Source organism: [Bacillus] enclensis (genome assembly GCF_001456935.1).
GTDB classification, from domain to species: domain Bacteria; phylum Bacillota; class Bacilli; order Bacillales; family Bacillaceae_B; genus Rossellomorea; species Rossellomorea enclensis.
The window spans coordinates 46,030-69,903 of the sequence record NZ_KQ758483.1; the positions used below are offsets into that span (position 1 = coordinate 46,030).

23 protein-coding genes are annotated in these 23,874 nt (G+C 43.0%); 17 read left to right on the forward strand and 6 right to left on the reverse strand.

What is annotated here, in order from left to right; translation table 11 throughout:
• Positions 1-141: 141 nt before the first annotated feature.
• Both AS034_RS08005 and AS034_RS08010 read right to left on the reverse strand, forming a co-directional pair.
• The gene (locus tag AS034_RS08005; RefSeq protein WP_058298142.1) at positions 142-918 is read right to left on the reverse strand and encodes a 3-hydroxybutyrate dehydrogenase; all 777 of its coding nucleotides are present in this window, start codon (positions 916-918) and stop codon (positions 142-144) included.
• Between the two features lie 41 nt (positions 919-959).
• Positions 960-2,246: a GntP family permease gene (locus AS034_RS08010; RefSeq protein WP_032089324.1), complete on the reverse strand. Its 1,287-nt coding sequence runs from the start codon at positions 2,244-2,246 to the stop codon at positions 960-962.
• Between the two features lie 187 nt (positions 2,247-2,433).
• Between AS034_RS08010 and AS034_RS08015 the strand changes: the two genes are divergently transcribed.
• Together AS034_RS08015 and AS034_RS08020 are read left to right on the forward strand one after the other, a co-directional pair.
• Positions 2,434-2,784, forward strand: coding sequence for a hypothetical protein (locus AS034_RS08015; RefSeq protein ID WP_032089323.1), 351 nt, complete (start codon positions 2,434-2,436; stop codon positions 2,782-2,784).
• Positions 2,785-2,894: 110 nt separating this feature from the next.
• Positions 2,895-3,083 (forward strand): Fur-regulated basic protein FbpA, encoded by a 189-nt coding sequence (locus tag AS034_RS08020; protein ID WP_032089322.1) that lies wholly within the window; start codon positions 2,895-2,897, stop codon positions 3,081-3,083.
• Between the two features lie 44 nt (positions 3,084-3,127).
• Here AS034_RS08020 and AS034_RS08025 read toward each other — a convergent pair whose 3' ends face one another.
• Positions 3,128-4,030 (reverse strand): aldo/keto reductase, encoded by a 903-nt coding sequence (locus AS034_RS08025; protein WP_058298143.1) that lies wholly within the window; start codon positions 4,028-4,030, stop codon positions 3,128-3,130.
• Positions 4,031-4,123: 93 nt separating this feature from the next.
• On the opposite strand from AS034_RS08025, the gene AS034_RS08030 reads away from it, so the two are divergent.
• The 3 genes from AS034_RS08030 (at position 4,124) to splB (ending at position 6,464) form a co-directional block, all read left to right on the forward strand.
• On the forward strand, positions 4,124-5,023 hold the full coding sequence (locus AS034_RS08030) for a phosphotransferase enzyme family protein (RefSeq protein ID WP_058298144.1): 900 nt from the start codon (positions 4,124-4,126) through the stop codon (positions 5,021-5,023).
• A gap of 156 nt (positions 5,024-5,179) precedes the next feature.
• The gene (locus AS034_RS08035; protein ID WP_058298145.1) at positions 5,180-5,425 is read left to right on the forward strand and encodes a transcriptional regulator SplA domain-containing protein; all 246 of its coding nucleotides are present in this window, start codon (positions 5,180-5,182) and stop codon (positions 5,423-5,425) included.
• 10 nt (positions 5,426-5,435) lie between these two features.
• Positions 5,436-6,464: a spore photoproduct lyase gene (gene splB, locus AS034_RS08040; RefSeq protein ID WP_058298146.1), complete on the forward strand. Its 1,029-nt coding sequence runs from the start codon at positions 5,436-5,438 to the stop codon at positions 6,462-6,464.
• Positions 6,465-6,512: 48 nt separating this feature from the next.
• Here the strand turns inward: splB and AS034_RS08045 are convergent, their stop codons facing one another.
• Positions 6,513-6,941: a low molecular weight phosphatase family protein gene (locus tag AS034_RS08045; protein WP_141687694.1), complete on the reverse strand. Its 429-nt coding sequence runs from the start codon at positions 6,939-6,941 to the stop codon at positions 6,513-6,515.
• Between the two features lie 353 nt (positions 6,942-7,294).
• Between AS034_RS08045 and AS034_RS08050 the strand changes: the two genes are divergently transcribed.
• Entirely contained in the window at positions 7,295-8,539 is a 1,245-nt protein-coding gene (locus AS034_RS08050; protein WP_058298148.1) for a dicarboxylate/amino acid:cation symporter, read from the forward strand.
• Between the two features lie 222 nt (positions 8,540-8,761).
• Positions 8,762-9,220: a helix-turn-helix transcriptional regulator gene (locus tag AS034_RS08055; RefSeq protein ID WP_058298149.1), complete on the forward strand. Its 459-nt coding sequence runs from the start codon at positions 8,762-8,764 to the stop codon at positions 9,218-9,220.
• 29 nt (positions 9,221-9,249) lie between these two features.
• On the opposite strand, the gene AS034_RS08060 is transcribed toward AS034_RS08055, so the two are convergent.
• Together AS034_RS08060 and AS034_RS08065 are read right to left on the reverse strand one after the other, a co-directional pair.
• On the reverse strand, positions 9,250-9,786 hold the full coding sequence (locus tag AS034_RS08060; RefSeq protein ID WP_032089314.1) for a universal stress protein: 537 nt from the start codon (positions 9,784-9,786) through the stop codon (positions 9,250-9,252).
• Positions 9,787-10,095: 309 nt separating this feature from the next.
• Positions 10,096-12,132 carry a sigma 54-interacting transcriptional regulator gene (locus AS034_RS08065; protein ID WP_058298150.1) on the reverse strand — a complete coding sequence of 679 codons (2,037 nt, stop codon included), beginning with the start codon at positions 12,130-12,132 and terminating at the stop codon, positions 10,096-10,098.
• 157 nt (positions 12,133-12,289) lie between these two features.
• Here AS034_RS08065 and yfcC point away from each other — a divergent pair, with 157 nt between their 5' ends.
• The 10 genes from yfcC to AS034_RS08115 all read left to right on the forward strand — a co-directional run bounded on the left by yfcC (position 12,290) and on the right by AS034_RS08115 (position 23,860).
• On the forward strand, positions 12,290-13,792 hold the full coding sequence (gene yfcC, locus AS034_RS08070) for a putative basic amino acid antiporter YfcC (protein WP_058298151.1): 1,503 nt from the start codon (positions 12,290-12,292) through the stop codon (positions 13,790-13,792).
• A gap of 107 nt (positions 13,793-13,899) precedes the next feature.
• The gene (iadA, locus tag AS034_RS08075; protein ID WP_058298152.1) at positions 13,900-15,075 is read left to right on the forward strand and encodes a beta-aspartyl-peptidase; all 1,176 of its coding nucleotides are present in this window, start codon (positions 13,900-13,902) and stop codon (positions 15,073-15,075) included.
• Positions 15,076-15,336: 261 nt separating this feature from the next.
• Positions 15,337-16,212, forward strand: a complete 876-nt coding sequence (locus tag AS034_RS08080; protein ID WP_141687695.1) for a P-loop NTPase family protein — start codon at positions 15,337-15,339, stop codon at positions 16,210-16,212.
• A gap of 110 nt (positions 16,213-16,322) precedes the next feature.
• Entirely contained in the window at positions 16,323-17,591 is a 1,269-nt protein-coding gene (locus AS034_RS08085; RefSeq protein ID WP_058298154.1) for an MFS transporter, read from the forward strand.
• A gap of 460 nt (positions 17,592-18,051) precedes the next feature.
• Positions 18,052-18,594, forward strand: a complete 543-nt coding sequence (sigY, locus tag AS034_RS08090; RefSeq protein WP_058298155.1) for an RNA polymerase sigma factor SigY — start codon at positions 18,052-18,054, stop codon at positions 18,592-18,594.
• Positions 18,569-18,895: a YxlC family protein gene (locus AS034_RS08095; protein WP_058298156.1), complete on the forward strand. Its 327-nt coding sequence runs from the start codon at positions 18,569-18,571 to the stop codon at positions 18,893-18,895. The genes sigY and AS034_RS08095 overlap by 26 nt, the downstream gene beginning before the upstream one ends.
• The gene (locus tag AS034_RS08100) at positions 18,892-19,104 is read left to right on the forward strand and encodes a hypothetical protein (protein WP_032089309.1); all 213 of its coding nucleotides are present in this window, start codon (positions 18,892-18,894) and stop codon (positions 19,102-19,104) included. Before AS034_RS08095 ends, AS034_RS08100 begins: the two co-directional genes overlap by 4 nt.
• Entirely contained in the window at positions 19,101-19,415 is a 315-nt protein-coding gene (locus tag AS034_RS08105; protein ID WP_058298157.1) for a YbjQ family protein, read from the forward strand. Before AS034_RS08100 ends, AS034_RS08105 begins: the two co-directional genes overlap by 4 nt.
• A gap of 675 nt (positions 19,416-20,090) precedes the next feature.
• Positions 20,091-21,848: an ABC transporter ATP-binding protein gene (locus AS034_RS08110; protein ID WP_058298158.1), complete on the forward strand. Its 1,758-nt coding sequence runs from the start codon at positions 20,091-20,093 to the stop codon at positions 21,846-21,848.
• On the forward strand, positions 21,845-23,860 hold the full coding sequence (locus AS034_RS08115) for an ABC transporter ATP-binding protein (RefSeq protein WP_058298159.1): 2,016 nt from the start codon (positions 21,845-21,847) through the stop codon (positions 23,858-23,860). Before AS034_RS08110 ends, AS034_RS08115 begins: the two co-directional genes overlap by 4 nt.
• Positions 23,861-23,874: the final 14 nt, after the last annotated feature.

Consider the following 23,874-nt stretch of genomic DNA (forward strand, 5'->3'; position numbering starts at 1 on the left):
CGCGGGTAGCCCCGAGAGACTCCAGGCAAAACTAAAAACCCGAACTAGTTTGCCTTTCCCACTGCAAATTAGTTCGAGTTTTATTTTGTCTAAAATTCTTTTTTCCCAGCTGCGAAATCCTGTATTTTTTTGACTGCTGGCTTATTGAGCCGTATATCCGCCATCGAGGACGACTGCCTGGCCGGTGACTCCTTTTGCTTTGTCGCTGGCGAGGAACATCGTGTAATCCGCAATCTCTTCAACAGAGAGCAGGCGCTTCTGAGGGACAAGTGGATAAATGACCTCTTCGAGCACTTTCTCCAGCGGCACTCCCCTTGTAGATGAAATATCCTGAAGCTGGTTCCGCACAAGAGGGGTGTCAACATAACCCGGGCACATTGCGTTCACGGTTATGCCGTGTTCAGCACCTTCAAGTGCAGAAACCTTCGTCAATCCGATGACACCATGCTTTGCACTGTTGTATGCGGCTTTCCCGGCAAACCCGATGAGACCGTTGATGGAAGCCATATTGATGATGCGGCCGAACTTTTGCTTTTTCATATGCGGAAAAGCAAATTTAGTAGCGATAAATGGTGCAGTCAGCATAATTTTGATGAGAAGTTCAAACTTTTCGATCGGGAACTCTTCGATCGGGGCTACATGCTGAATTCCTGCATTGTTGATCAACACATCGATCCGTCCGAAATGCTCCACAGTTTTGTCGATTCCAGCTTTGACTTCTTCTTCGCTTGTCACATCACATTTGATGCCGATTGCGTCGAATCCTCTGTCTTTGAGTTCATCGACTGCCTCATCCAGACCTTCCTGATTGATATCCGATAATACCACCTTTGCACCGTTCATGGCAAAATGCTCACCGATTTCAAATCCAATCCCGCGTGCAGCTCCTGTAATGAATACTACTTTTTCATTTATCATAATGAATTCCCTCCATTTATAATAATGATTTTGCTGGTGTTTTAATAAATACCCATATTTGCTAAAATGATAGACACAATTTCAGCTATAGTCGGGATTAATAACCCGACGACGGCTACATCCAGATAAGAATCTTTATGCGTCAACCCTGTAACGGCGAATAGCGTCAGTAGAGCGCCGTTGTGAGGGAGGATGGAAGCCCCTGAGGAGATCGAAGCAATCCGGTGAAATGCTTCTGCACTGATTCCGGAAGTCTGGGAGAGCTCATAATATTTATCCCCAAGCGCTTCCAGGGCGATTCCCATCCCGCCGGAGGCTGAACCAGTGATTGCTGCAAGCACCTGTACGGCAATTGCTTCCGAAATGACAGGGTTTCCTTTTATACCCAGGATCAGATTTGTCAGGGTTTTGAACCCGGGGGCAGCGGTTACGACTGCTCCGAATCCCACGGCGGCACTCGTGTTGATGACAGCCATGACAGACCCTTTTGCCCCTCCGTTGATGGAAGGGATGAATTTCTTGAAATGCTTGATATTGATCAGAAGTATCGCAAGGATCCCCACTAATAGTGCAGTCAGGATATTCCAGTCAAACACATTCAGCGTAACGACGACAATCACTAAAGGTAAGAAAGACAAATAGAAATTGGGCAGTTCATCTTTATTGATTTCTTTCACTTCGTTGCCTTCATTCGGTTCAGTAAACGTATCTCCCCGTTTAGTGAAAATGCTCTGGCGCCACCTCAGATAAAAATAACCGCCTGCAGCCATCACCAATCCGCCTGTAATCCCGATGATGGGGGCAGCTGTCGGAGAGGTCTTGAAGTAATCCATTGGAATCAAATTCTGGATCTGGGGGGTGCCGGGGATAGCCGTCATTGTGAAGGTGAATGCCCCCAGTACAAATACGGGAGGGAGCAGCTTTCTCGTGATATCCGCTTCCCTGAACATGGCAATCGCCAATGGATAGATTGCAAAGACCACCACGAACAAACTGACACCGCCATATGTAAGGACCGCTGCAGCGATGAGCACGCCGAGTATCGCACGGTCCTTTCCGATGATGCTTGTTATTTTATAAGCGACAGATTGCGCTGCGCCGACATCTTCCATCAGCTTTCCGAAGATTGCACCGAAAAGGAAGACCGGAAACCATTCTTTAGCAAAGTCCACAAATCCCGTCATGTAAGTCTCGGTGTATGCCGGAAGCAGGTCGAGGCCGCTCATGAGCGCTACAAGCCCTGCGACCAGCGGTGCGATCCAAATGATGGACCAGCCTAAATAAGCCAATAACATAAGAAGAATCAAGCCAATAATAATGCTAGTCATAATTCACCTCGGAAAGATTGTTTGGTTACTATTCTCCCTATAGTGACCGGCTTTATGTGGGAGTGGAGAAAGAAACTGAAAAATAAGTCCGGTATTTTTACTTGAAATACCTCTTCAATGGGTTTATCCTTTAAAAAGGATCATTCTGTACATAAGGATCCACGGAAAGTCGGAAAGGAGAAAAAGTATGGCTGACGTATTTAATCAGGAGTTTGTTGTTGCAATCATCATAGCCTTTTCTGCTTACATTATTTTAAGAGGAATCGCAATCTTCTTTGGAAAAGCAGGGAAAGGGTATCTGGAGAATATAGAATCACCAAGAAAGGTATTTCTGCAATTAATCGGGGTTTATTATGTCGTTTCCGGCGGATTGGGTTTGATGATTCCGAGACTTGAATGGAAAACGGAAGACATTTATTTCGCCATAGCATATTTTGCAATCATATCAGTCGTTTTCTGGGCAGGGCTCGATTTCTTCATCAAGCGTGATAAGAAAAAGCAGCTGCAGCGGAGCGAGGGAGAAAATGCTCAGGTATAATGGACCGGGGCATTTTTTATTTTTACAATCAATTGTAAATGATGGAAAAAATAGTTTTCTGGTTTAGCATTGTCCCTTAATTGGGTATATCTCGGAGTGGAGGGATGAATATGTTACACCAGGAAAGTAAAACAAATCATTTGAATTCACCTGAATTGAAGAAAGACTTTTATATTCAACAACTATTAAGGATTGGCGTATATAAATATTTTGGTAAACAACTCTATGAACTATCGATGAGTGAACTTCAGGATGTTTACATCGAGTATTATGTAAGCGACCATAATCTTATAAGTTAAAAAGACGACCCTTTCGAAAAGGATCGTCTTTTTTATGTTTCTATTTAAGGTACATCATGCCCCATTGAACTTTGCAGTATTTCAAACCACTGATCATGGTCCAATTGGAGCTTTAACGAATCGATCGCTCTTTGAATGCGTTCCTTTTTACCAGAACCTACAATCGGCATGATACGGGCAGGGTGGTTCAACAGCCATGCGTAGAGAATGGAATCGATTCCTTCAGCACCTGTCTCACCCTGCACTTTTGTCAAAGTGTCACGAAGGCGTACAGCCTTCTCATCCCCGCCGGTGAATATGTTCCCTCCGGCAAGCGGGGACCAGGCCATAGGTGCAATCCGTTTTTCCTGGCAAAGGTTCAGGGTGCCGTCTTCGAAGTTCTCCAGATGATAGGCTGAAAGCTCAATCTGGTTGGTAACCAACGGGAATGGCAGGTATGATTGCAGCATATTCCATTGATGGTCCTTAAAATTAGACACTCCGAAATGACGCACTTTTCCTTGATCCTTCAACTGAGTGAAGGCTTCAGCCACTTCCTCTCCATCCATAAAAGGATCTGGACGGTGGATGAGCAGTGCATCAATATAATCGGTACCAAGATTTTTCAGGGACTGTTCCACTGAAGATAAAATGTGTTGTTTACTCGTATTATAGTGATGAGTTCTGTGGTCAGGGCGATTTTTTGACGGGAGGACGATCCCGCACTTGGTCACAATCTCCATTTCTTCCCTGATAGACGGTTTCAGGGATAGGGCCTCTCCGAATTTTTCTTCACAAGTGTAAGAACCATATATATCGGCATGGTCAAATGTCGTGATCCCCTGTTCCAGATTGAATTGAATCAGAGATAATGTTTCCTCTTTTGTTTGCTCCCAATCTGAAAGTCTCCATAATCCGTGGATGATTCTTGAAAATGATAATTCTTCATTCATTTTGATTCTTTCCAATTGTATAACCCCTTTTCTTTTCTAGTTGGTATGCTGCTGCTGACGATTTCCTATACTAAATTGTATCTTACTATGACGGGGAATGAATTGAAAATGAAAGGTCTTTTAACTCATTGGAACATAGGCAATGTTCAATTGTTGGAACATCGTAAGAATATAAAGAAATTCATTTTTGAAGGAAGCACGTTCTTTTTAAAAGAAAGAAAGGGGACCTCATCCTGGGAGCGCACGGAAGAATACCGGATCACCCAGTATTTAATCAGGAATGGGATTAATGTAGAAACACCGCTTTTGAATATCAGCGGGGAACCGTACGTAAAAGGGGATGGGAATTTTTATTCTTTATATGCATCCCTGGAAGGGAATCCGCTTCAGGTATGTAAAGAGGCATGTTGCGGGCAATTCATCAGGATCGGGGAATATCTTTCAAGATTCCATCTTGCATTGGGTAAATGCCCGTTTGAACAAAGCACAAGAGTATGGGATGTGTTTAACTATTCGAAAAGCTGGTTATCAGAAGCAGCTCCTGAATTGAGCATGTGGGCAGCGGAAGTGTACGGAGAGATCTCAACCTATGAATTGATTTATAAACAGCTTCCCCTGCAGCTTGTCCACAGTGATGTACATGTAAGAAATTTTTTGTGGAGGAAGGATGGAAGCATCGGGCTTGTGGACTTTGAGCGGATCAGGCTGGCCCCCCGTATAGGAGATCTTGCATATATCATCACGAGTTTGCTGAGGAACAGCAACTCACCAATGGATTTTCATCACCTCCACAGCCAGATGAAAGAGTTGATCAGGGGATATACGTACAATCAGGGGCTTAGTGATGAGGAATCCGTGCTTCTTCCGCATCTGGTCATTCTTTTTCTCCTGCAATATACCCTGTATTATTCACAACTGGGGTTCGTCAAGGCATCCATTTTTCATAAAAATAGCGTCGAATATCTGATAAGCGATAAGGAGTATTTAGAAGCACTAACCGTGCATTAACATCTCAATGTCCTAAAACATCATTTACCATCATAATTTTACCGATTATGAGAGAAAATGAAAGCATTGGTCTTGTAAGCAAAAATGCTTTTAGTAAAGTTTACACTGAATCATGCAGAGATTTAAAGCCAAATAAGAAATGAGAAGGTGAAGAACATGGATCTGAATAGTCATACTCCCAACTATAACGCAGGAGATGTGGTATATGTCATATACCGAAATCCTCATACCCAGTCTGTTGCAAATGTCCAGGAAGCGGCTGTGGTGAAAAATCCTGAAAACCCCGAGGAATTGGCTTTGTTTTTATATGAAACATATTATCCCTTAACAGATGATCTGGCAGTATACTCTTCTGAAGCAGAAGCAGAACAGGTATATAACCAATCATTTGGAGAGCTTTAGGTGATCCGGCATGGTTAAGCCTTTCATCCCGCAGCTCGTATACTTTGAACCTGGTGCTCTTGAATATCCTTTAGGGAAAGAGCTTAAAGATAAATTCGAAAAAATGGATATTGAAATACGCTATACCACGTCTCATAACCAGGTGAGGAATCTTCCAGGGGACAATCATTTCCAGAAGTACAGGATAGCGAAGTCGACCCTTGTTGTGGGGGTCCGGAAAACATTGAAATTCGATACGTCCAAACCATCTGCAGAATATGCAATCCCCTTCGCAACGGGATGTATGGGGCATTGTCATTATTGCTACCTGCAGACGACAATGGGAAGCAAACCGTATATCCGTACGTATGTGAATGTGGACGAAATACTGGAAGCAGCGGATCATTATATAGCCGAAAGAGCGCCTGAGATGACCAGGTTCGAAGCAGCCTGCACGTCAGATATCGTAGGTGTCGATCATCTCACTCACACGCTTAAACGTGCAATCGAGCATTTTGGTAAGTCGGAACATGGAAAGTTAAGATTTGTGACAAAGTTTCACCATGTCGATCATTTGCTGGATGCAAAGCATAACGGGAAGACGAGATTCAGGTTCAGCATCAATGCCGACTATGTCATAAAGAACTTCGAGCCGGGTACATCCCCGCTTGATAAACGATTGGAAGCTGCGGGGAAAGTCGCAAGGGCAGGGTATCCTTTGGGTTTCATTGTCGCCCCGATCTACATCCATGAAGGATGGGAGGAAGGGTACAGGAAGATGTTTGAACATCTGAATCAACATCTGCCTCCGGAGGCAAAGGAAGATTTGACCTTCGAATTCATTCAGCACCGTTTCACTAAACCTGCGAAACGGGTCATTGAAAAAAACTACCCTATGACAAAGCTTGAACTAAATGAAGAAGAACGCCGTTATAAATGGGGAAAGTATGGAATCGGGAAGTACATCTATCAAAAGGATGAAGAACAGGAACTGAAGGACCGTCTTTACTCATATATGGAGGAATTTTTTCCTGAAGCGAAGCTTGAATATTTTACGTGATATAAAAAAAGGGACTGATGTCAATTGAAATCATGATCATCAGTCCTCTCAGTTGAACCCTGTAAGAAACGTGTTAAGGCTTTTTACTTTCATGGCTATTTCATCACAGATTTCCTGATATCTTGCCCACTCTTCCAGCTTGTCTCTTGAACGTTTTCGCGGATTGGGAAGATCCCAGCAAATTACTTTATCCTCAAGTTCGGAAGGCAGAAGGATATCTTCATCAAATTCAGTATCTTGAATCTTTACGATGACAGAAGCTTGCTTTAAGCAGGGAAGCTCTGCCTGGCCCCGGGGAAAAGAACTAATATCAATACATAGCTCCTTCATGGCAAGAACCGAGAGATCTCGATCGGCCGTTTCCTGCCATCCCGCACTTTTGAATGACCAGTCTTGAACAGAAAGTTTTTTGGCCCAGCCCAAGGCTATCAGACTCCGCTGATGGCTGCTAGAAAGAAAATATACCGTTTTATCCATTGCGATGTTCCTTTCTGAATTCATGATGTACATACTATTTACCCAATAAACCGTAATATAATCAGAACGGTTATTGAAAGTTTATGGAAATGCGCTACTAGGAAATATTGATTAACAAATCCCTTATTTTATGTAATGAAACTTTCTTTATCTAGTAGAAAAGATTGAAATTATCAAAGAACTAATTTAATTTTTAAATAAATCAGTATAATGGTAAAGGGAAAATTTTTTGCGGGTGTTCATAATGTGAAAGTGAATATCATGTTTAGAATTTATATGAAAGGGTAAACATCTGTAAATTATTTTGCGTAATTTTCGCTATTAAGAATTCATTTATATAAGGAGGTTCATCTATGAAATTCAACTTAACAACAAAGATTATCCTTGCCTTGATATTGGGGGCTCTGGTGGGACTGGCCCTGAATATATTCGCTAAAGACGTGTTCGATATATTGGATCCTTACCTGTTTACTCCGTTAGGTAAGATATTCTTGAATCTGATCAGCATGCTGGTCGTACCGATTGTATTCTTATCCATCGTCCTTGGGTCAGCTGGCCTCGGGGATCCGAAGAAACTTGGAAGAATCGGCTTGAAGACGATTGTTTACTTCCTAGTGACGACATGTATAGCCATCGTCATCGGGCTGGCACTTGCGAACATCATCGATCCTGGAATGGTTGAAGGAATCGACCGCACGCAGGCAGAAGAATTTAAATCAGAGAAGGCTCCTCCGGTCGGTGAGACAATCATGAATATTATTCCGAAAAATCCTTTGACCGCTATGACGGAGGGGAATATGCTTCAGATCATTGCCTTCGCCATTTTCATCGGTCTTGGACTCACAGCCCTAGGTGAGAAGACAAAAGGGATATTGAAATTGGTCGAACAGGGAAATGAATTGATGATGTATCTGGTGACACTGGTCATGAAGTTCGCTCCATATGGTACATTCGGATTGATCGCTTCTGCCATCGGGAGTCAGGGGATGAGTGCACTGAAGGCAATGTGGCTGTATTTCGTCGTTGTCTTGGCTGCATTGATCATCCATGCAATCATCACTTATGGAAGCACCGTACTGCTGCTTGCCAAGAAAAGCCCGCTATGGTTCTTCAAGAATTTCAGTCCGGCAATGAGTGTTGGATTCAGTACTTCCAGCAGTAATGCCACGCTGCCGCTTTCTATGGAAGTGGCCCAGGAGAGATTGAATGTCTCCAAACCTGTGAGCTCATTCGTACAGCCTCTGGGGGCTACCATCAATATGGATGGTACGGCCATCATGCAGGGTGTCGCTACAATCTTCATTGCACAGGTGTACGGCATTGATCTTACCCTTGAACAGCTGGTCACAGTCGTGCTTACGGCCGTTCTTGCAAGTATCGGTACAGCAGGGGTCCCCGGAGTGGGATTGATCCTTCTTGCGATGGTATTGAGTTCCGTTGGTCTGCCTGTAGAAGGAATCGGGCTGATCCTTGGTATTGACCGATTGCTTGATATGGCAAGGACTGCTGTCAACATCTCAGGGGATGCAGCATGTGCCCTGTTTGTTTCAGAAAGTGAGAAAAAACGTACCATCAGGGAACAAAGAGGGAACGTTTAACATAGAAAGAAGATAAGGCCGGGACATAAGTGTTCCAGACTAAGTAAAACCCGAACTGGTTTGCCGTTATAAAGGCAAACCAGTTCGGGTTTTTGTTTGAAGCAGAAGGTGGAGGTATATCTCTTTCAGGCGGTTGATTAGAATGAGAGCCGGTTATCCCTGTTTGCGTGAAATATTAGCATGGTGTAAAATTACACTAAGTTAAGAAAAGCAGGTGTTCCAATGAAGAAGGAAGAAGTCATCACCATCATATCTGATAAATTGAGGTTGATCAGAACGGAAGCAGGCTATACACAAGATAAAATGGCTAATGTGATTGGGATCTCCAAAAAAACCCTCGTACAGATCGAGAAAAGAAGGGTCGATGCAAGCTGGACAGCCGTGATTGCTGTATGTGCCTTATTCAGGGACAGTGAAACCTTAGTATCAAGTCTGGGGGGAGAGCCGCTTGAAGTCATCGAGACCCTTGCCCGTGAAGGAGTGGACTTCAGGAAAGAGAAAACACTCGGAGGTAAAGTATGGTGGAAGGAAATCAAGAAGAGTGATGAGTACGTACTTCAGCAGAATTTATTCAGCAAACATTATAGAATCCTGGATAGAGATCACTACCGGATTTACAGCAGTTTTAATGAAGAAGAATCAGAAAACCGTTTTAATGAAATACAAGGGGAGGAAGATTGAGTCTCAATCTTCCTCCCCTTAACTAATTTTTATTTAACAAGCAGTACGCTTGTTTCACAATCATGGGCAATCTTTTCACTGACACTTCCCAGCATCCATTTTTTAAGGTTTGATTTTCCTGAATGACCTACCAGTACAAGGTCTGCATTATGATCTTTAGCATATTCGCAGATCCGCTTTGCTTCGGAACCTGATAGATTGATGTATTCAATGTCGAGCTGGTAAGGTTTTAATTTTTCTTTTACGTTTTTCAACACGGAATGAGTAGACGACGGTGCAGAAATTCCATGTTCATTTTCAACAGTCTGGTTTGAATTTAGTTTTTCATCGCGTGATGCAGATAAATTTCCCACGTATTGATTATCTAATCCCGGCGCTGTATCAGCAAGTGCGTGGGTCGGAGTATAATTATCCTGTGTTGCACCCGTTCCGATACCTTTATCATTAGAAACATACAGAACTGTAAGCTTTGTTTGTGGTGATAATTTCGTTAATTTCAGTGCTTCATCAAGTGCTTTCTTGCTTCCATCAGACTCATCATAAGCAACAACTAAGTGCTTATACATATGATCACCTCGTTTGTAGTATATGCGTTATTTACCCCGTTTTTTGAATTCATAATCATTTTTATTCGGAAAAGGAAAGAGCAGGATAGGGGGAAGTCTATCCTGCTCTTTTGATTTTTTTATAAACTTATAATTGCTGATTATTTTTGATCTTATAGCATGCTGATGATCCAGCCAATTACTACAATTGCACCAATGACCATTAGGATTGTACGTAACATGAGATTCACCTCGACTTATTGTTCTAATAATGTAATTTTAAATTTCATTTTCAACCGGTTAGTGTATTGTTACCCGGTGTGTTCCATTTCAAAACATGCTTGATTTCTCTTTTAACCATTTTAGCCCGGATTCCGTCAATTCTGTCCCTTTTCTTCCACGGTGGATAATTACGTAGCCCAGCTTCTGCAGTTCATTCAGCCTTGAACGTATCTGTTGGACTGAAAGAGGGGTTGAAGAGTGATTTAAATAAGAAGAAAGTGCTTCCCTTCCGGCCCTCTCTCCTTTCTCGGACAAGACACTGAGTTGTGTCAAGATATTTCGGTACTCTTCGGTTTGGTTCAAAGATAATGATGTAGTAGTAGTGTGATCCTTTTTAGAAAAATTATGATCATTTTTAGGCAATAGATGAATGGTTAATCGTTCCTCTTCGCATATCGTCAACATGTATAGCAATGTATTCTTAAGCTCCCTTACATTCCCTGTCCACTTTGCTTGCATAAAGACATTTAGTACTTCCTTGTCCACCTTTGCGAGGCTGCTTTGTTCTGTACTTAGAAAGTATTGGATCAACTCAGGGATATCAGTGGACCTTTCCCTTAAGGCTGGCAGCCTTAGAGACAGGATTTTTAGTCTGTGATATAAATCTTCCCTGAACATGCCCTCTGAAATCAGTTGTTCCAGGTTCTTATTGGTTGCAGCAATAATCCGCACATCCACCGGGATATTTTTGTTCCCGCCAATTTTCCTTACTTCCATTTCTTCAAGCACCCTCAGCAAACGTGTCTGCAGTTTCATACTGATATCACCTATCTCATCAAGAAATAGAGTACCGCCGTCCGCTTGCTCAAATAATCCTTTCTTTCCGCCTTTTAGAGCGCCTGTGAATGCTCCTTCCACATACCCGAATAATTCACTTTCCAGCAGGTCTTCAGACAGGGCGCTGCAGTTTACAGCTAGGAACGGGCTGGAAGAGCGGGTTGATTCGTTATGTATCGCACTGGAGAATAATTCCTTGCCAGTACCCGTTTCCCCTACAATCAAAATGGGCAGTTCGCTTCTTGCCAGTTTTCGCGCTATTGAAATGGTCTCCGAAATGATGGGACTGCTGCCTAAAATGCTGTTAAAAGTGTATTTGGCTATATGACCGCTCTTCTGTAATTCCCGTTTTCGTACCTTTTCCATTTCTATAGTTTCATCCAAGTCTTTAAATGTAGCTACAACTACGCCTTCGGATTTCATCCTGAAACGGTATACCATTACATTTTTTTGTCTTAATATAAAATATTCCTGATTCTCTTCTTCCATGGATTTAAGGAATTGAGTAAGTTCAACATTTTGGAATACTCTTGTAATCTTTTTCCCTTTTGCGGTGGCTGCTGGCATACCGAGCATGTGTTCAAGGACCTCGTTGAATACTGTGATTTCTCCGCTTTTTTCCTGAAAGGCAAGAATGCCGTCATTGACACCGTCTACTACTCTGTTTAAAAATTTATTTAATGTGTTTGCTTTTTGATTAATCGATCCCAGCCTTTTACTTAATTCAATTATCTTTTTCGTATAGCGGTCTGTGATATCAAACGTAACCTGTTCAGACAATTTGAAATGGTGGATGATTCTAGTAATGGTGTTGAGATCGATTAATCGGACACCAATATTTATTTTAAAAGGGATAGAGTCGGGGATAAGTCCGGTTTCCCCGGGAGAAATGGCTGTATCAGCATCAAAATTGATCGTTTCACCTGGCGAGTAAGGGATATAGTCAACATGATCGATTCCCAGTCTTTTTAAATTGTAAACAGCTTCTCTGGCTGTTTTGAGAAAATCGTTCACATATAGGATTTTCTTGCCTGGGGGAAGCTCAAAAATACGGTCTATATATTCATAGTTGACGGTTCTTCTTGCTTTGATGATTGTGCAAGAAGAATGATCGATATAATCTTTTACTTCTTCTTCGATTAAGGAGGAAGAATACACAATCAATGAGTTGGTGAAGAAGGAAGTGATACCCTCATCACAAGAATAGCTTTTAATGGAGATTAAATTTCTGAAAACCGACTGTAATTGATCCTTGAGTGTTTTTTCGGTTTCTTTCGTACCTGCAAGGAGAATTAATTCGTGTGTCATCTTTTCCCACCTTTATAAGGGTTTATTTGGTTTTATGTGGTCTTTAATTGAGTCACCTTTAATGACCAATATAACATAAAAAGTCCGTATTTTCTGATATTAATTGTTGGCATGGTAATTGCATGAATAGTAGTGAAGAAAAAAAGGGGGATTTGGTATGGAAAAAGAGCAAAAAGCATGGAAAGTTCCGCATACGTTCATCATTGTATTCTTCGTAGTGCTTGCAGCAGCGGTTCTGACCTATATCGTGCCGAAAGGTCAATTTGACACTGAAGAAATAACGTACATGGAAAATGGGCAAGAACAATCAAAGACTGTTCTCGATCCTGACTCTTTCAGATACCTGAAGGATGAGGAAGGAAACTTGATCAGAGAGGGTACAAGTCTATTTGAACCTGGCGGGGGAGCCGGGTTCCTGAATTATGTTTTCGAAGGGCTCGTATCGGGTGATAAATGGGGTTCAGCTGTTGGTGTTGTTGCATTTATCTTGATTATTGGGGGAGCCTTTGGGATCATCATGAGAACAAGGGCAATTGAAGAAGGGATCTTAAAAGTGATTCAAAAAACCAAAGGCAGGGAATCGCTTATCATTCCCATAATGTTCTTCCTGTTTTCTTTAGGCGGGGCCGTATTTGGAATGGGAGAAGAAGCGATAGCGTTTGCTATGATTCTCGTGCCCATCATGATCACCATCGGTTATGACGCCATCACGGGGATCATGATAACGTATGTCGCCACACAGATCGGTTTTGCCGCGTCTTGGATGAATCCATTCGGAGTAGCGATCGCACAGGGAGTATCGGGAGTTCCCGTTCTTTCAGGCGCGGGTTTCAGGATTGGCATGTGGGCGGTGTTTACTTTAGTTGGAATCATCTATACTTGGAAATATGCAAAGGCAATCAAGAAAGAACCAGGAAAAAGTTTATCGTATCAATCAGATGAATACTTCCGTAAAGAAGGAAAAGTGAGAGATTTGAATACTACATTCACAATCGGTCACTCGCTGGTCATCCTAACGGTCGCTGCAGGTATCGTATGGATCATCTGGGGGGTTGTGAAACATGCTTATTATATTCCTGAAATCGCCACTCAATTCTTTACGATAGGGATTGTGGCAGGGGTCATAGGCGTGATCTTCAAATTGAACGGTATGTCTTGGGATGATGTTGCTGAAGGGTTTATTGACGGGGCTAAGGATTTACTGCCTGCCGCATTAGTCGTCGGAATGGCAAAAGGAATTGTGATTATCCTGGGGGGGGATGCCCCTGATGCACCATCCGTACTGAATACGATGCTCTTCGGTGCAGGCCAGGTTGTGGGGGATTTCTCGCAGGCAATTTCTGCATGGTGCATGTATGTATTCCAATCTGTTTTCAATTTCTTTGTTGTATCAGGTTCAGGGCAAGCGGCCTTGACCATGCCGTTGATGGCGCCGCTTGCAGATATAGCAGGTGTCTCACGACAGGTTTCTGTCCTTGCGTTCCAACTTGGGGACGGATTGACGAATATCCTCGTACCTACATCGGCTGCATTAATGGGTACCCTAGGTGCAGCGAGAGTGGACTGGGGAGTGTGGGTGAGGTTCATCATTAAATTCATGCTGATTTTATTCATCTTGTCCTCGGTATTTGTCGTTACAGCCGCGTTAATAGGTTTCTGATCGAAATTTGGAGGTCCGTCGACATCTTCATCTGTTGTCGGACCTTGGCTTAACGTTATAGACGCAAGTGAAGAACATCCCTGTTTGATATGGAAGGAGCAGACATCATGTTGACATTAATACAAAACGGAGAGGTATACGCTCCAGATTACCTGGGGAAGAAAGATATTTTATTAGTGAATGATAAGATCGGTTATATTGAAGAAAGTATAGAAGTTCCGGAGAATTTCGTCGATATGACAGTCATTGATGCGAAAGGGAAATGTGTTGTTCCAGGCTTCATTGATTCACATGTACATATTACAGGCGGAGGCGGGGAAGGAAGCTTTAAGACCAGGACTCCTGAAATACAGTTAAGTCAATCGACCCTTTCGGGCATTACAACACTGATCGGGGTGATTGGGACTGACGGGACAACACGGACGATGACCAATCTAATCGCGAAGGCCAGGGCTCTCGAAGAGGAGGGGATCACCTGCTTTGTGCAAACTGGTTCATATCAGGTTCCTTTGAAGACTCTTACAGGGAAGATTGAAGATGACATCATCCTGATCGACCGCATCATAGGTGCGGGGGAGGTAGCCATTGCTGACCACCGTTCTTCTCAGCCCACCGTCAATGAACTTGCCAAGATTGCTTCTGCAGCCCGGATCGGGGGGATGCTCTCGGGGAAAGCTGGTATCGTGAATATTCATGTTGGCGACAGCGGTGATCATATTAATTTGATCGAAGAAGTAATCGAAAAGACAGATATACCAAGGACTCAATTTTATCCGACACATATCAATCGCAATCCGCATTTATTTGAGGCAGGCATCGAGTTTGCCAAAAAAGGCGGTTATGTCGATTTTACTACTAGTACAATCCCTCAATTTCTTGAAGAGGGTGAAGTGAAATGCAGCAAAGGACTCAGCAGGATGCTAAAAGCAGGAGTTTCGATTGAACAGATCACTTTTACGTCCGACGGTCAGGCAAGTTTGCCTCAATTTAATGAATACGGAGATTTGACAGGGCTGAAAATCGGACAGGTCTCCAGTTTATTTCAGGAAGTAAGGGATGCAGTAATGGTAGAAGGCATACCCCTTGAAACGGCTATCAAAGTCATTACTTCCAATCCCGCAAAAATATTGAAATTAAAAACAAAAGGTCAGATCCAGAACGGTATGGATGCGGATCTTGTGCTGCTGGATGTAAAATCGTTAAAGATTCATACAGTATTGGCGAAAGGGAAAATCATGGTTGAAAATGGAGAAGCAGTTGTAAAAGGAACCTTTGAAGATTAAACTTTTTAATTCAAGACTGTTTTCTAAAAGATTGTTGCTTTTCGTATAGGTCTTGCAGCCTGAATATAGCTAGTGGACGTGCTCTTTTCGAACGCCAGTTCAAACAACATAGGGACGGACAAGCCGAAAATACCCAAGTCCCGGTATTTTCTTGTGTGCAAAACAACAAAATATGCGAAAAGAGCCTAATTCAAAGAATGGCAAATTTTTTATTGCCATTCTTTTTTTATCGTTTCCAATTGCAAATGGGTGGTAAAATGGATGATATTGGGTAGAGGAGAGATGAAGATGAGTGGAAGGGTCATATTTGTGGAGGGTATCCCAGGTGCTGGGAAGACATCCACGGTTCAGAAGATTTCGCATTTTTTAAAGGGCAAGGATATTCCTGTAAAAGAAGTTGTGGAAGGAAACCTTGAGCAGTCCGCAGATTACGAAGGTGCCGCTTTTTTGACTGAAGATCAGTTAAAGACCATGGAAGCAGAATATGGTATCGATGCTGGAAGTGTCAGCCCTTATTGTGAAATCCTAGAACCCGGGATGCTGGTTCATTATGCAAGAATGGGTGAAACTGAAGCATTCTCAAAATCATTCATAAAAGAACTTGAGCAGTTTGATATTTATAATACTGATCCAGATATATACATGATGGTGATAAAACATAAATGGGGCTTGTTTAAAAAGTTACTTGCCGGCGCGGATGAGGTATATGTTCTGGATTGCAGCCTGCTGCAAAATCCATTGACCTTTCTAAGTGCAAGGAATGATTTGCCGGCGGAATTAATTAAAACCTTTGTCAAGGACCTTCTCATGCTGGTGAAGGAATTTCGTCCGCTGGTCGTTTACCTTGAGCCGAAAGAAATCAAAAAAGCATTGGAGCATGTGATGGCAGAACGTTCAGAGCATTGGTTTGCATTTGTGAAGGACTACTACACGAAACAAAAATATGGGATCAATCATAATCTCACTAATGATTTAGAGGGGGTCGTGAAATTTTTGGAGGATCGCATAGCATTGGAAAAGTCTATATTGAAAGATGCAGGAGTTGATTGGCTGCATATTGAAAGAGATCAAGCATCATGGAGGGACATCCTAACAAAAATTGAAGATGAGCTAACTTTGCGTTTTGTAAAAGGATGAAGCCTCATCAGACTCTGGACGGAGGAAAAAACCACCAATAGTCGCTCGGAAGGTCTAACGGACTTGGGGTATGATTTACATATACTAGAAAATGGTGGGGATGGGTTACAATGAAAAAAATGATGGAAATATTCAAGAATCCGATTTTTGTGAAGCTGTTCATGGCTAATTTGACTTCTCATATGGGAAGTGTGGTCGGACTCACGGCATTTATGTTTTACCTTTTGGACCGTTTTTCAGACCAGCCGATGTATGCTTCGATTACGGAAATGATGTATTCACTTCCGACTCTGGTTGTGTTTTTCCTGGTCGGTGTATTGGCAGACCGGATGGACCGTCAGAAAATCGCTTATCACTGTGATACGATCAGCGCAGTTTTAACCGTTATCCTGGTCGGGGCAATTTATATCGGCTGGCTTCCTTTAATTTTTGCTGTCCTTTTCATAAGAAGCGGGGTACAGAAGTTTTTCTTTCCGGCTGAACAGGCAATCCTTCAAGGAGTACTTTCTAAGGATGACTACTCAACGGCAGCCGGTTTAAATCAGATGGTCATGAGTTTGTTCATGCTGCTCGGCAACGCCATCGCGATTTTTGTTTATTGGAATGCAGGGATATATGGGGCACTCCTTGTGGATTTCGTCACATTTGTTTTAAGTGCCATCTTAATCAGGAAGTGTGTCATTCCTGAAGATGTACGGCAGCCTAATGGGAAACATACCTGGAAGGACCTTAATGTGTCTTTCGTCATGAAAGATTTCAAGTCCGGGCTTGTCTATATCCTGCACCATAAACTGCTGCTTTCATTGATCGGGGGATTTGGCGTCTTTGGAATCGTCAACGGAGGTTTCTCGGTCATTCCAATCTTCATCCTGAAGTATAAACTGGCCCCGGAAACATATGAAGAATATTCAATCATACTTGGGATTGCATTCGGTTCCGGGGTATTGATCGGAAGCGTTGTTTCTTCCATGCTCACCCAGAAATTTAAATTCCATCAATTGATCGTTGCCGGTCTGGTCATTTCAGGAACCTTTATCATAGCAGCCTCATTTGCTCCCAGTACATGGATATTTATGGTGATTGTATTCATCGCTGCATTGGGCCTTCCGCTTGTAAACATTGCAATCGGAGGCTGGATGCCAAGTATTATAGATCCCAAGATGATGGGGCGCGTACAAGGATGGATCAATCCCCTTATGATGTTGTCACAATCCATCACACTCGGAGCCATCGCCCTGACATTCCCGTCGGTGGTAACGGTCGAAATGCTATACTGGCTCGTCGGAGGCTGCCTCATCATCGTAGCGGCGTTCTACACAATCATCCTGCCAAAATTCACAAACCAGGAAAACATCCAGCCGGCAGCAGTGAACGGGTAATTAAAAAAGGATAAGAAAAATTGTATATCTGCTTTGGTTAAGACCGAACTATATTATGGATCCTTGGAACCAATTAGTTCGGTTTTTTGGAACGTCTAGATTAATTTATTTAGTTTCAGTACTTACCAGCGGTTGATTGGAGTGCAAGACGTAGACTCCTAACCGAAAAGCGGAAGGGCTTGGTTCAGAGGCGTGTGGCATAATACGATCGGCCTGGAAGGCGTTCTTTGCCTTCTTGGTAGGTTTAGCTTATGACATGTGCCTCTAAGTCCTGCAGCTGGACAGTTATCCATCCTGAGGAGGCTCACGGGCTACCCGCGGAAAGCGAAGTCTTGCACGGAAATCATTAGCGGTATTGAAAGGGAAAAGTTTTTTATAAAAAGAACAAAATAATTTTGAACGTTTTTACATATCATTCGTATTATCAATGAACGCACAGGCGATGGAAGGGATACATGCGATGGAAGAGAGAGAATTAATCAAACGTGCAAAAAAAGGGGACCACGAAGCCTTCGCTTCCTTATTCAGACAGAACTATCCTTTTTTAGTGAAATATTTAATAAAAGTGACAATGAATAAAGATCAGGCAGAAGAACTCGCACAGGATACGATGGCAAAAATCGTTGAAAAGATCCATCTCTACAATGGAAAATCAAAATTTTCTTCCTGGCTGATCACGATTGCAACCAATCGATATATCGATATCAAGCGGAAAAACGGAAAAGAGAAGGACTGGCAGAAAGAAGAGGCCAACTACCGCAGTCTTAAATGGAGTCTGGAATCAAGAAATGAAGAGTGGAATGATGTACTTAAGGCATTGTCGGTTTTAGAGAATGGGGTTAGGATACCTGTCATTCTTAAACATTATTATGGATATTCTTACGATGAAATATCAGATATGATCGGACTGCCGGCAGGTACAGTAAAATCAAGAGTGCATCACGGCATTCTCAGGATAAGAAAGGAGCTGAAACTGGATGAACAACGAACATCAGCCAACTAAAGAAAACGAACTGGACCACATCCTAAAAGCCGGAATGGAACCGATGGATAAAGAAGTCGAAGATACCACACCTTCAGAAGAATGGTTTCAGCAGTTCGTCCTTCAACAGCAGAAAGATATAAAGGCCGGATTGAAGCGGGATCTCATTCTTTTTCTGTTGATAGCAGGCTGTCTGCTTCTGCTCCTTTCTCTCACACTTCTGAAACAGCCTATGCTGTTCCTTTTGCTTCAGGGTGCAGTGTTTATTGGAGGGGCTGCTTTTGCCAGTCTTGTGTTTTTCAAGCAGGTGAAGAAGATATGACGAAAGAAGAAATGTATTTGCTGCTGTTTATTATACCGATTCTTCTTGCACAAAGTATCTATTTATTTCTCGACGCGAGAAAGAATGGTCATCTTTATTGGTTCTGGGGATTATGGGGATTGATTCAGACGCCTATGCCACTTATTTTTTATCTGATGTTCGCGAAGAAAATATGGAAGAAGTTAAAGAAAAGGGAGAGAGTGGAATGATCATTGTAACGACAGACTATGTACCGGGAAAAGAAGTAAAAGAACTAAAAGGATTCGTCAGGGGAAGTACTGTCCAGGCGAAGCATATAGGTAAAGATATCGTTGCCGGCTTAAAGACCATTTTAGGTGGTGAAATCAGCGAGTACAGTGAATTGATGGAGGAAGCGCGGCATCAGGCAATCGAAAGAATGAAAACAGACGCAGTCCAAAAAGGGGCAAATGCAGTGATCGCGGTGAGATTGGAAACGTCCGCCGTGATGCAGAATGCCTCCGAAATCATCGCCTACGGTACCGCTGTGACGGTGGAATAATACACAATAGTGGCACATATAGTGAATTGGGTGCACACGGATAGAAGCAGACTCATAGTGTATAGAAAATTAGTAATAAAAATAAAATTGACACAATTCAAAACATGTAGTATGGTTAATGATGGAATAAAAACGATTGAAGAAATGGAGGGTTTGTGATGATCAAGTTATATACAGTTCAAGGCGTAGGAAGAGCATTTTTCCCTAATTTCATATCATCACATAACCAGTAACTTCTTATTCAAACCCAAATGAATAACAGGCACAGGTTATGTACACTAACCTGTGCTTTTTTATGTCCAATTTTCGGGCGTTAACAAGGCACCCGCAGGCCCGCTGATGCAAATCAGCCCTGCTCGTAGAGCCTTATTAGCGCCTTTTTTATTTGGGTGAATATGTAAATATGTTTTGTGGATTCCGGACGGCTTCAGAGGTTGATTGCAGTTGGACGGTTCCCTGATGAAAGGCTCACCAACCGCCCGCGGAAAGCGAAGTCTTGCACGGAACTAAGTAGCGGCATTAAAACCGGTGTTCTCAGGTAAAGCACCTGTTCACATAAATAAAAAAACTTTAGGAGGAAAAAAAGATGCTGAGAGTACAAAAGAAAAAAATGATGACAATTGTGGAGACAGAAGGCGGATAGTAAACGAATGAAAGAATGAGGGGGTATAAACGATGTTTAGTATTTTTAAGAAATTATCATGGTTTTTTAAAGAAAATTGGAAGAGGTACACGGTTGCAATCATCCTGTTGACGATCGTGGGGATCCTCGATGTGATCCCTCCAAAGCTTGTGGGGAACGCAATTGATGATATTCATCTCGGATCGTTGTCCTGGGATGTGTTGAGTAAATATATTTGGCAGTTAGCCGGAATCACGATCATTTCATACTCGTTGACTTATATATGGATGTATCAATTATTTGGAGGAGCTTTCCTTGTAGAACGGAAGCTCAGGTCAAACTTCATGGGACATTTACTAAAGATGACCCCGACTTTCTTTGAAAAGAACCGGACAGGGGATTTGATGGCCAGGGCAACGAATGATTTGAAGGCGATTTCAATCACTGCCGGCTTCGGTGTGCTGACGCTGATCGACTCAAGTGTTTTCATGCTCACAATCTTATTCACCATGGGGTTTTTAATCAGTTGGAAATTAACCCTTGCGGCCATTCTCCCATTACCGGTCATGGCTCTATTGATGAAAGTGTATGGGGCAAGGATCCATAAACGTTTTACTGAAGCACAGGACTCTTTCGGCGACCTTAATGATAAAGTTCTGGAGTCGGTTGCGGGTGTCAGGGTCATCAGGGCTTATGTCCAGGAAAGAGCGGATGAGGGCCGTTTTTCTGCCATGACAGAGGATGTTTACAAAAAGAATATCGAAGTAGCAAAAATCGACTCGCTTTTCGATCCAACCATTAAAGTGCTGGTTGGTTTAAGTTATCTGATCGGACTTGGATACGGCGCCTATCTTGTATTCCATCGTTCAATCACACTGGGGGAGCTTGTGTCATTCAATGTATATCTGGGAATGCTGATCTGGCCGATGTTTGCGATCGGTGAACTGATCAATATCATGCAGCGGGGGAATGCATCCCTTGATCGAGTGCAGGAAACGCTTGATTACGTGCAGGATGTAAAAGATCCGGAGAGTCCTAGAACGGTCGGCAGGCCTGAAAATGTTGCATTTGATGGTGTGCACTTCAAATATCCTTCTTCACAGGTGGAAAATCTGGTCAATCTAAACCTGAAATTAAGCAGGGGGGATACTCTCGGAGTGGTAGGGAAAACCGGAAGCGGGAAGACGACCTTCATCAAACAGCTTCTGAGGGAATACCCGGCAGGAACAGGTGCATTGTCGCTTTCCGGTATCGGAATCAATGACCTTACACTCGAGCAGGTAAGAAGCTGGATCGGTTACGTCCCGCAAGATCATGTGTTGTTCTCAAGAAGTGTAAAAGAAAACATCATGTTCGGACGCGAGGATGCAGACGAGAATGACCTGGAAAAAGCAATCGAGCTTGCCGATTTCAAAAAAGATCTGGAAATGCTTCCGGATGGTCTGTCAACCCTTGTCGGAGAAAAGGGAGTCGCTTTATCAGGAGGTCAAAAACAACGGATTTCGATTGCGAGGGCGCTTATCAAAAATCCTGAGATTCTAATTTTAGATGATTCGCTTTCGGCGGTCGATGCCAAAACGGAAGCAAAGATCATTGACAATATTCGAAATGAGCGTGAAGGAAAAACAACGATCATCACGACCCATCGCCTGTCTGCTGTCCAGCATGCGGACTGGATCATTGTAATGGAGGATGGGAAAGTGGTGGAAGAAGGGGTTCACGGGACACTTCTTGAAAATGACGGCTGGTATAAAGAGCAATTCGACCGTCAGCAGGTTGAAGATTCCTCACAAGAGGAGGTGGGCGTATGAAAGTCGGAAAAAGACTTGTAGATTATGCGCTTTTGTATAAAAAAATCATTATAGCCGCTTTGCTGATGCTGACTTTTTCAGTAGCGGCAGAGCTTGCCGGCCCGTTCATCGCCAAGAAAATGATCGATGACCATATTCTTGGAATCGAAGCGGCATGGTACGAAACGGATAAAGGAAAGGATGCTGTTTCCTATAAAGGAGAATGGTATAAAAGAGAGCAATATTTCAATGATGGTGAACAAAAAGGGAAAGAGGTACGGATCCTTCAAATCGGGAGGGAATTTTACTTTGTCCCTGCAGCCATTTCGTTCGATGGAGAACGCAGAGTGAAGGGCAAAGAAATGATGATTACGAAAGGGAAAGAATCCAAATCATATCCTGCACAAAAATTAGGAGGAGATGAGCTGTTGGATTTTTACAGCCCTGAAATTCCAAGGATCATGAAATTGATTGCCTTTTATTTCGGGCTCCTTGTAGTGGCTTCGTTCTTTCAATACGGACAGCGCTTCTACCTGCAGAAGGCGGCCAATAGAGTCATCCAGAAGATGCGGAACGATATCTTTCAGCAAATCCAGAAGCTGCCGATCCGATATTTTGACAATCTGCCGGCTGGAAAGGTCGTTGCCCGGATTACAAATGACACGGAAGCGATCCGGGATTTATATGTAACCGTTTTGTCTACGTTTTTTACAAGCACGATTTATATTCTTGGAATCTATATCGCGTTGTTCATACTCGATGTAAAGCTTGCGGCAATCTGTTTGATTCTGATTCCAATCCTTGTCATCTGGACGTATTTGTACAGGATCTATGCGTCTAAATACAATCATATCATCCGTTCGAAAGTAAGTGACATCAACGCGATGATCAATGAGTCGATCCAAGGGATGAATATTATCCAGGCGTTCAGCAGGGAAAAACAAACAAGCAGCGAATTCGAAGAAATGAACGGCACCCATTATAAATATCAGAATAAGCTTTTGAGCTTGAACTCCATGACCTCACATAATCTTGTAGGAGTATTGAGGAATATCACGTTTGTGGCATTCATCTGGTATTTCGGTGGAGGCTCGATCGGGGTAGGGTCTGTCGTGACTCTGGGTGTTCTCTATGCTTTCGTTGACTACATCAACCGATTATTCCAGCCTGTGACCGGAATCGTCAATCAGCTTGCCAACCTGGAACAGGCCCTTGTGGCAGGCGAACGCGTATTCAGTCTTCTTGATGAGGATGGAACGAAAGTAGTCGATGATAAGATGGCCCGCTACCAAGGGAACGTCAGCTTTGAGCACGTATTCTTTGGCTACAAAGAGAATGAATATGTGCTGAAGGACATCACATTTGAAGCAAATCAAGGAGAAACCGTGGCACTTGTCGGACACACAGGATCAGGCAAAAGTTCGATCATGAATCTATTATTCCGTTTTTATGATGCAAACGAAGGGAAAATCATGATTGACGGACAGGACATCAAGGATATTCCATATCAGACCATACGTGAGCACATGGGCATCGTCCTGCAGGACCCGTACTTGTTCACGGGTACGATTGCATCCAATGTGAGCCTTGATGATACGAAAATTTCAAGGGAAACAGTGGAAGCCGCACTGAAAGCTGTAGGTGCGGAGAGAGTATTCAAAAACCTTGAAAAAGGCTATGACGAACCGGTCATTGAAAAAGGAAGCACCCTTTCATCCGGACAGCGTCAGCTGATTTCATTTGCCCGGGCGCTTGCCTTTAACCCGGCAATCCTGATACTCGATGAAGCAACCTCAAGCATCGATACTGAAACCGAAGCCGTGATCCAGGAAGCGATGGAAGTATTGAAGAAGGGGAGAACGACCTTCATCATCGCTCATCGACTTTCCACAATCAAGAACGCCGACCAGATCCTTGTACTGGATCGGGGAGAAATCGTTGAAAAGGGAAATCACGACGAACTCATGAAAGCGGGCGGCCGTTATTATCAAATGTATCAGCTTCAGCAGGGATCTTCAGACCTAGCGGGATGATCAGAAGGAGTCCA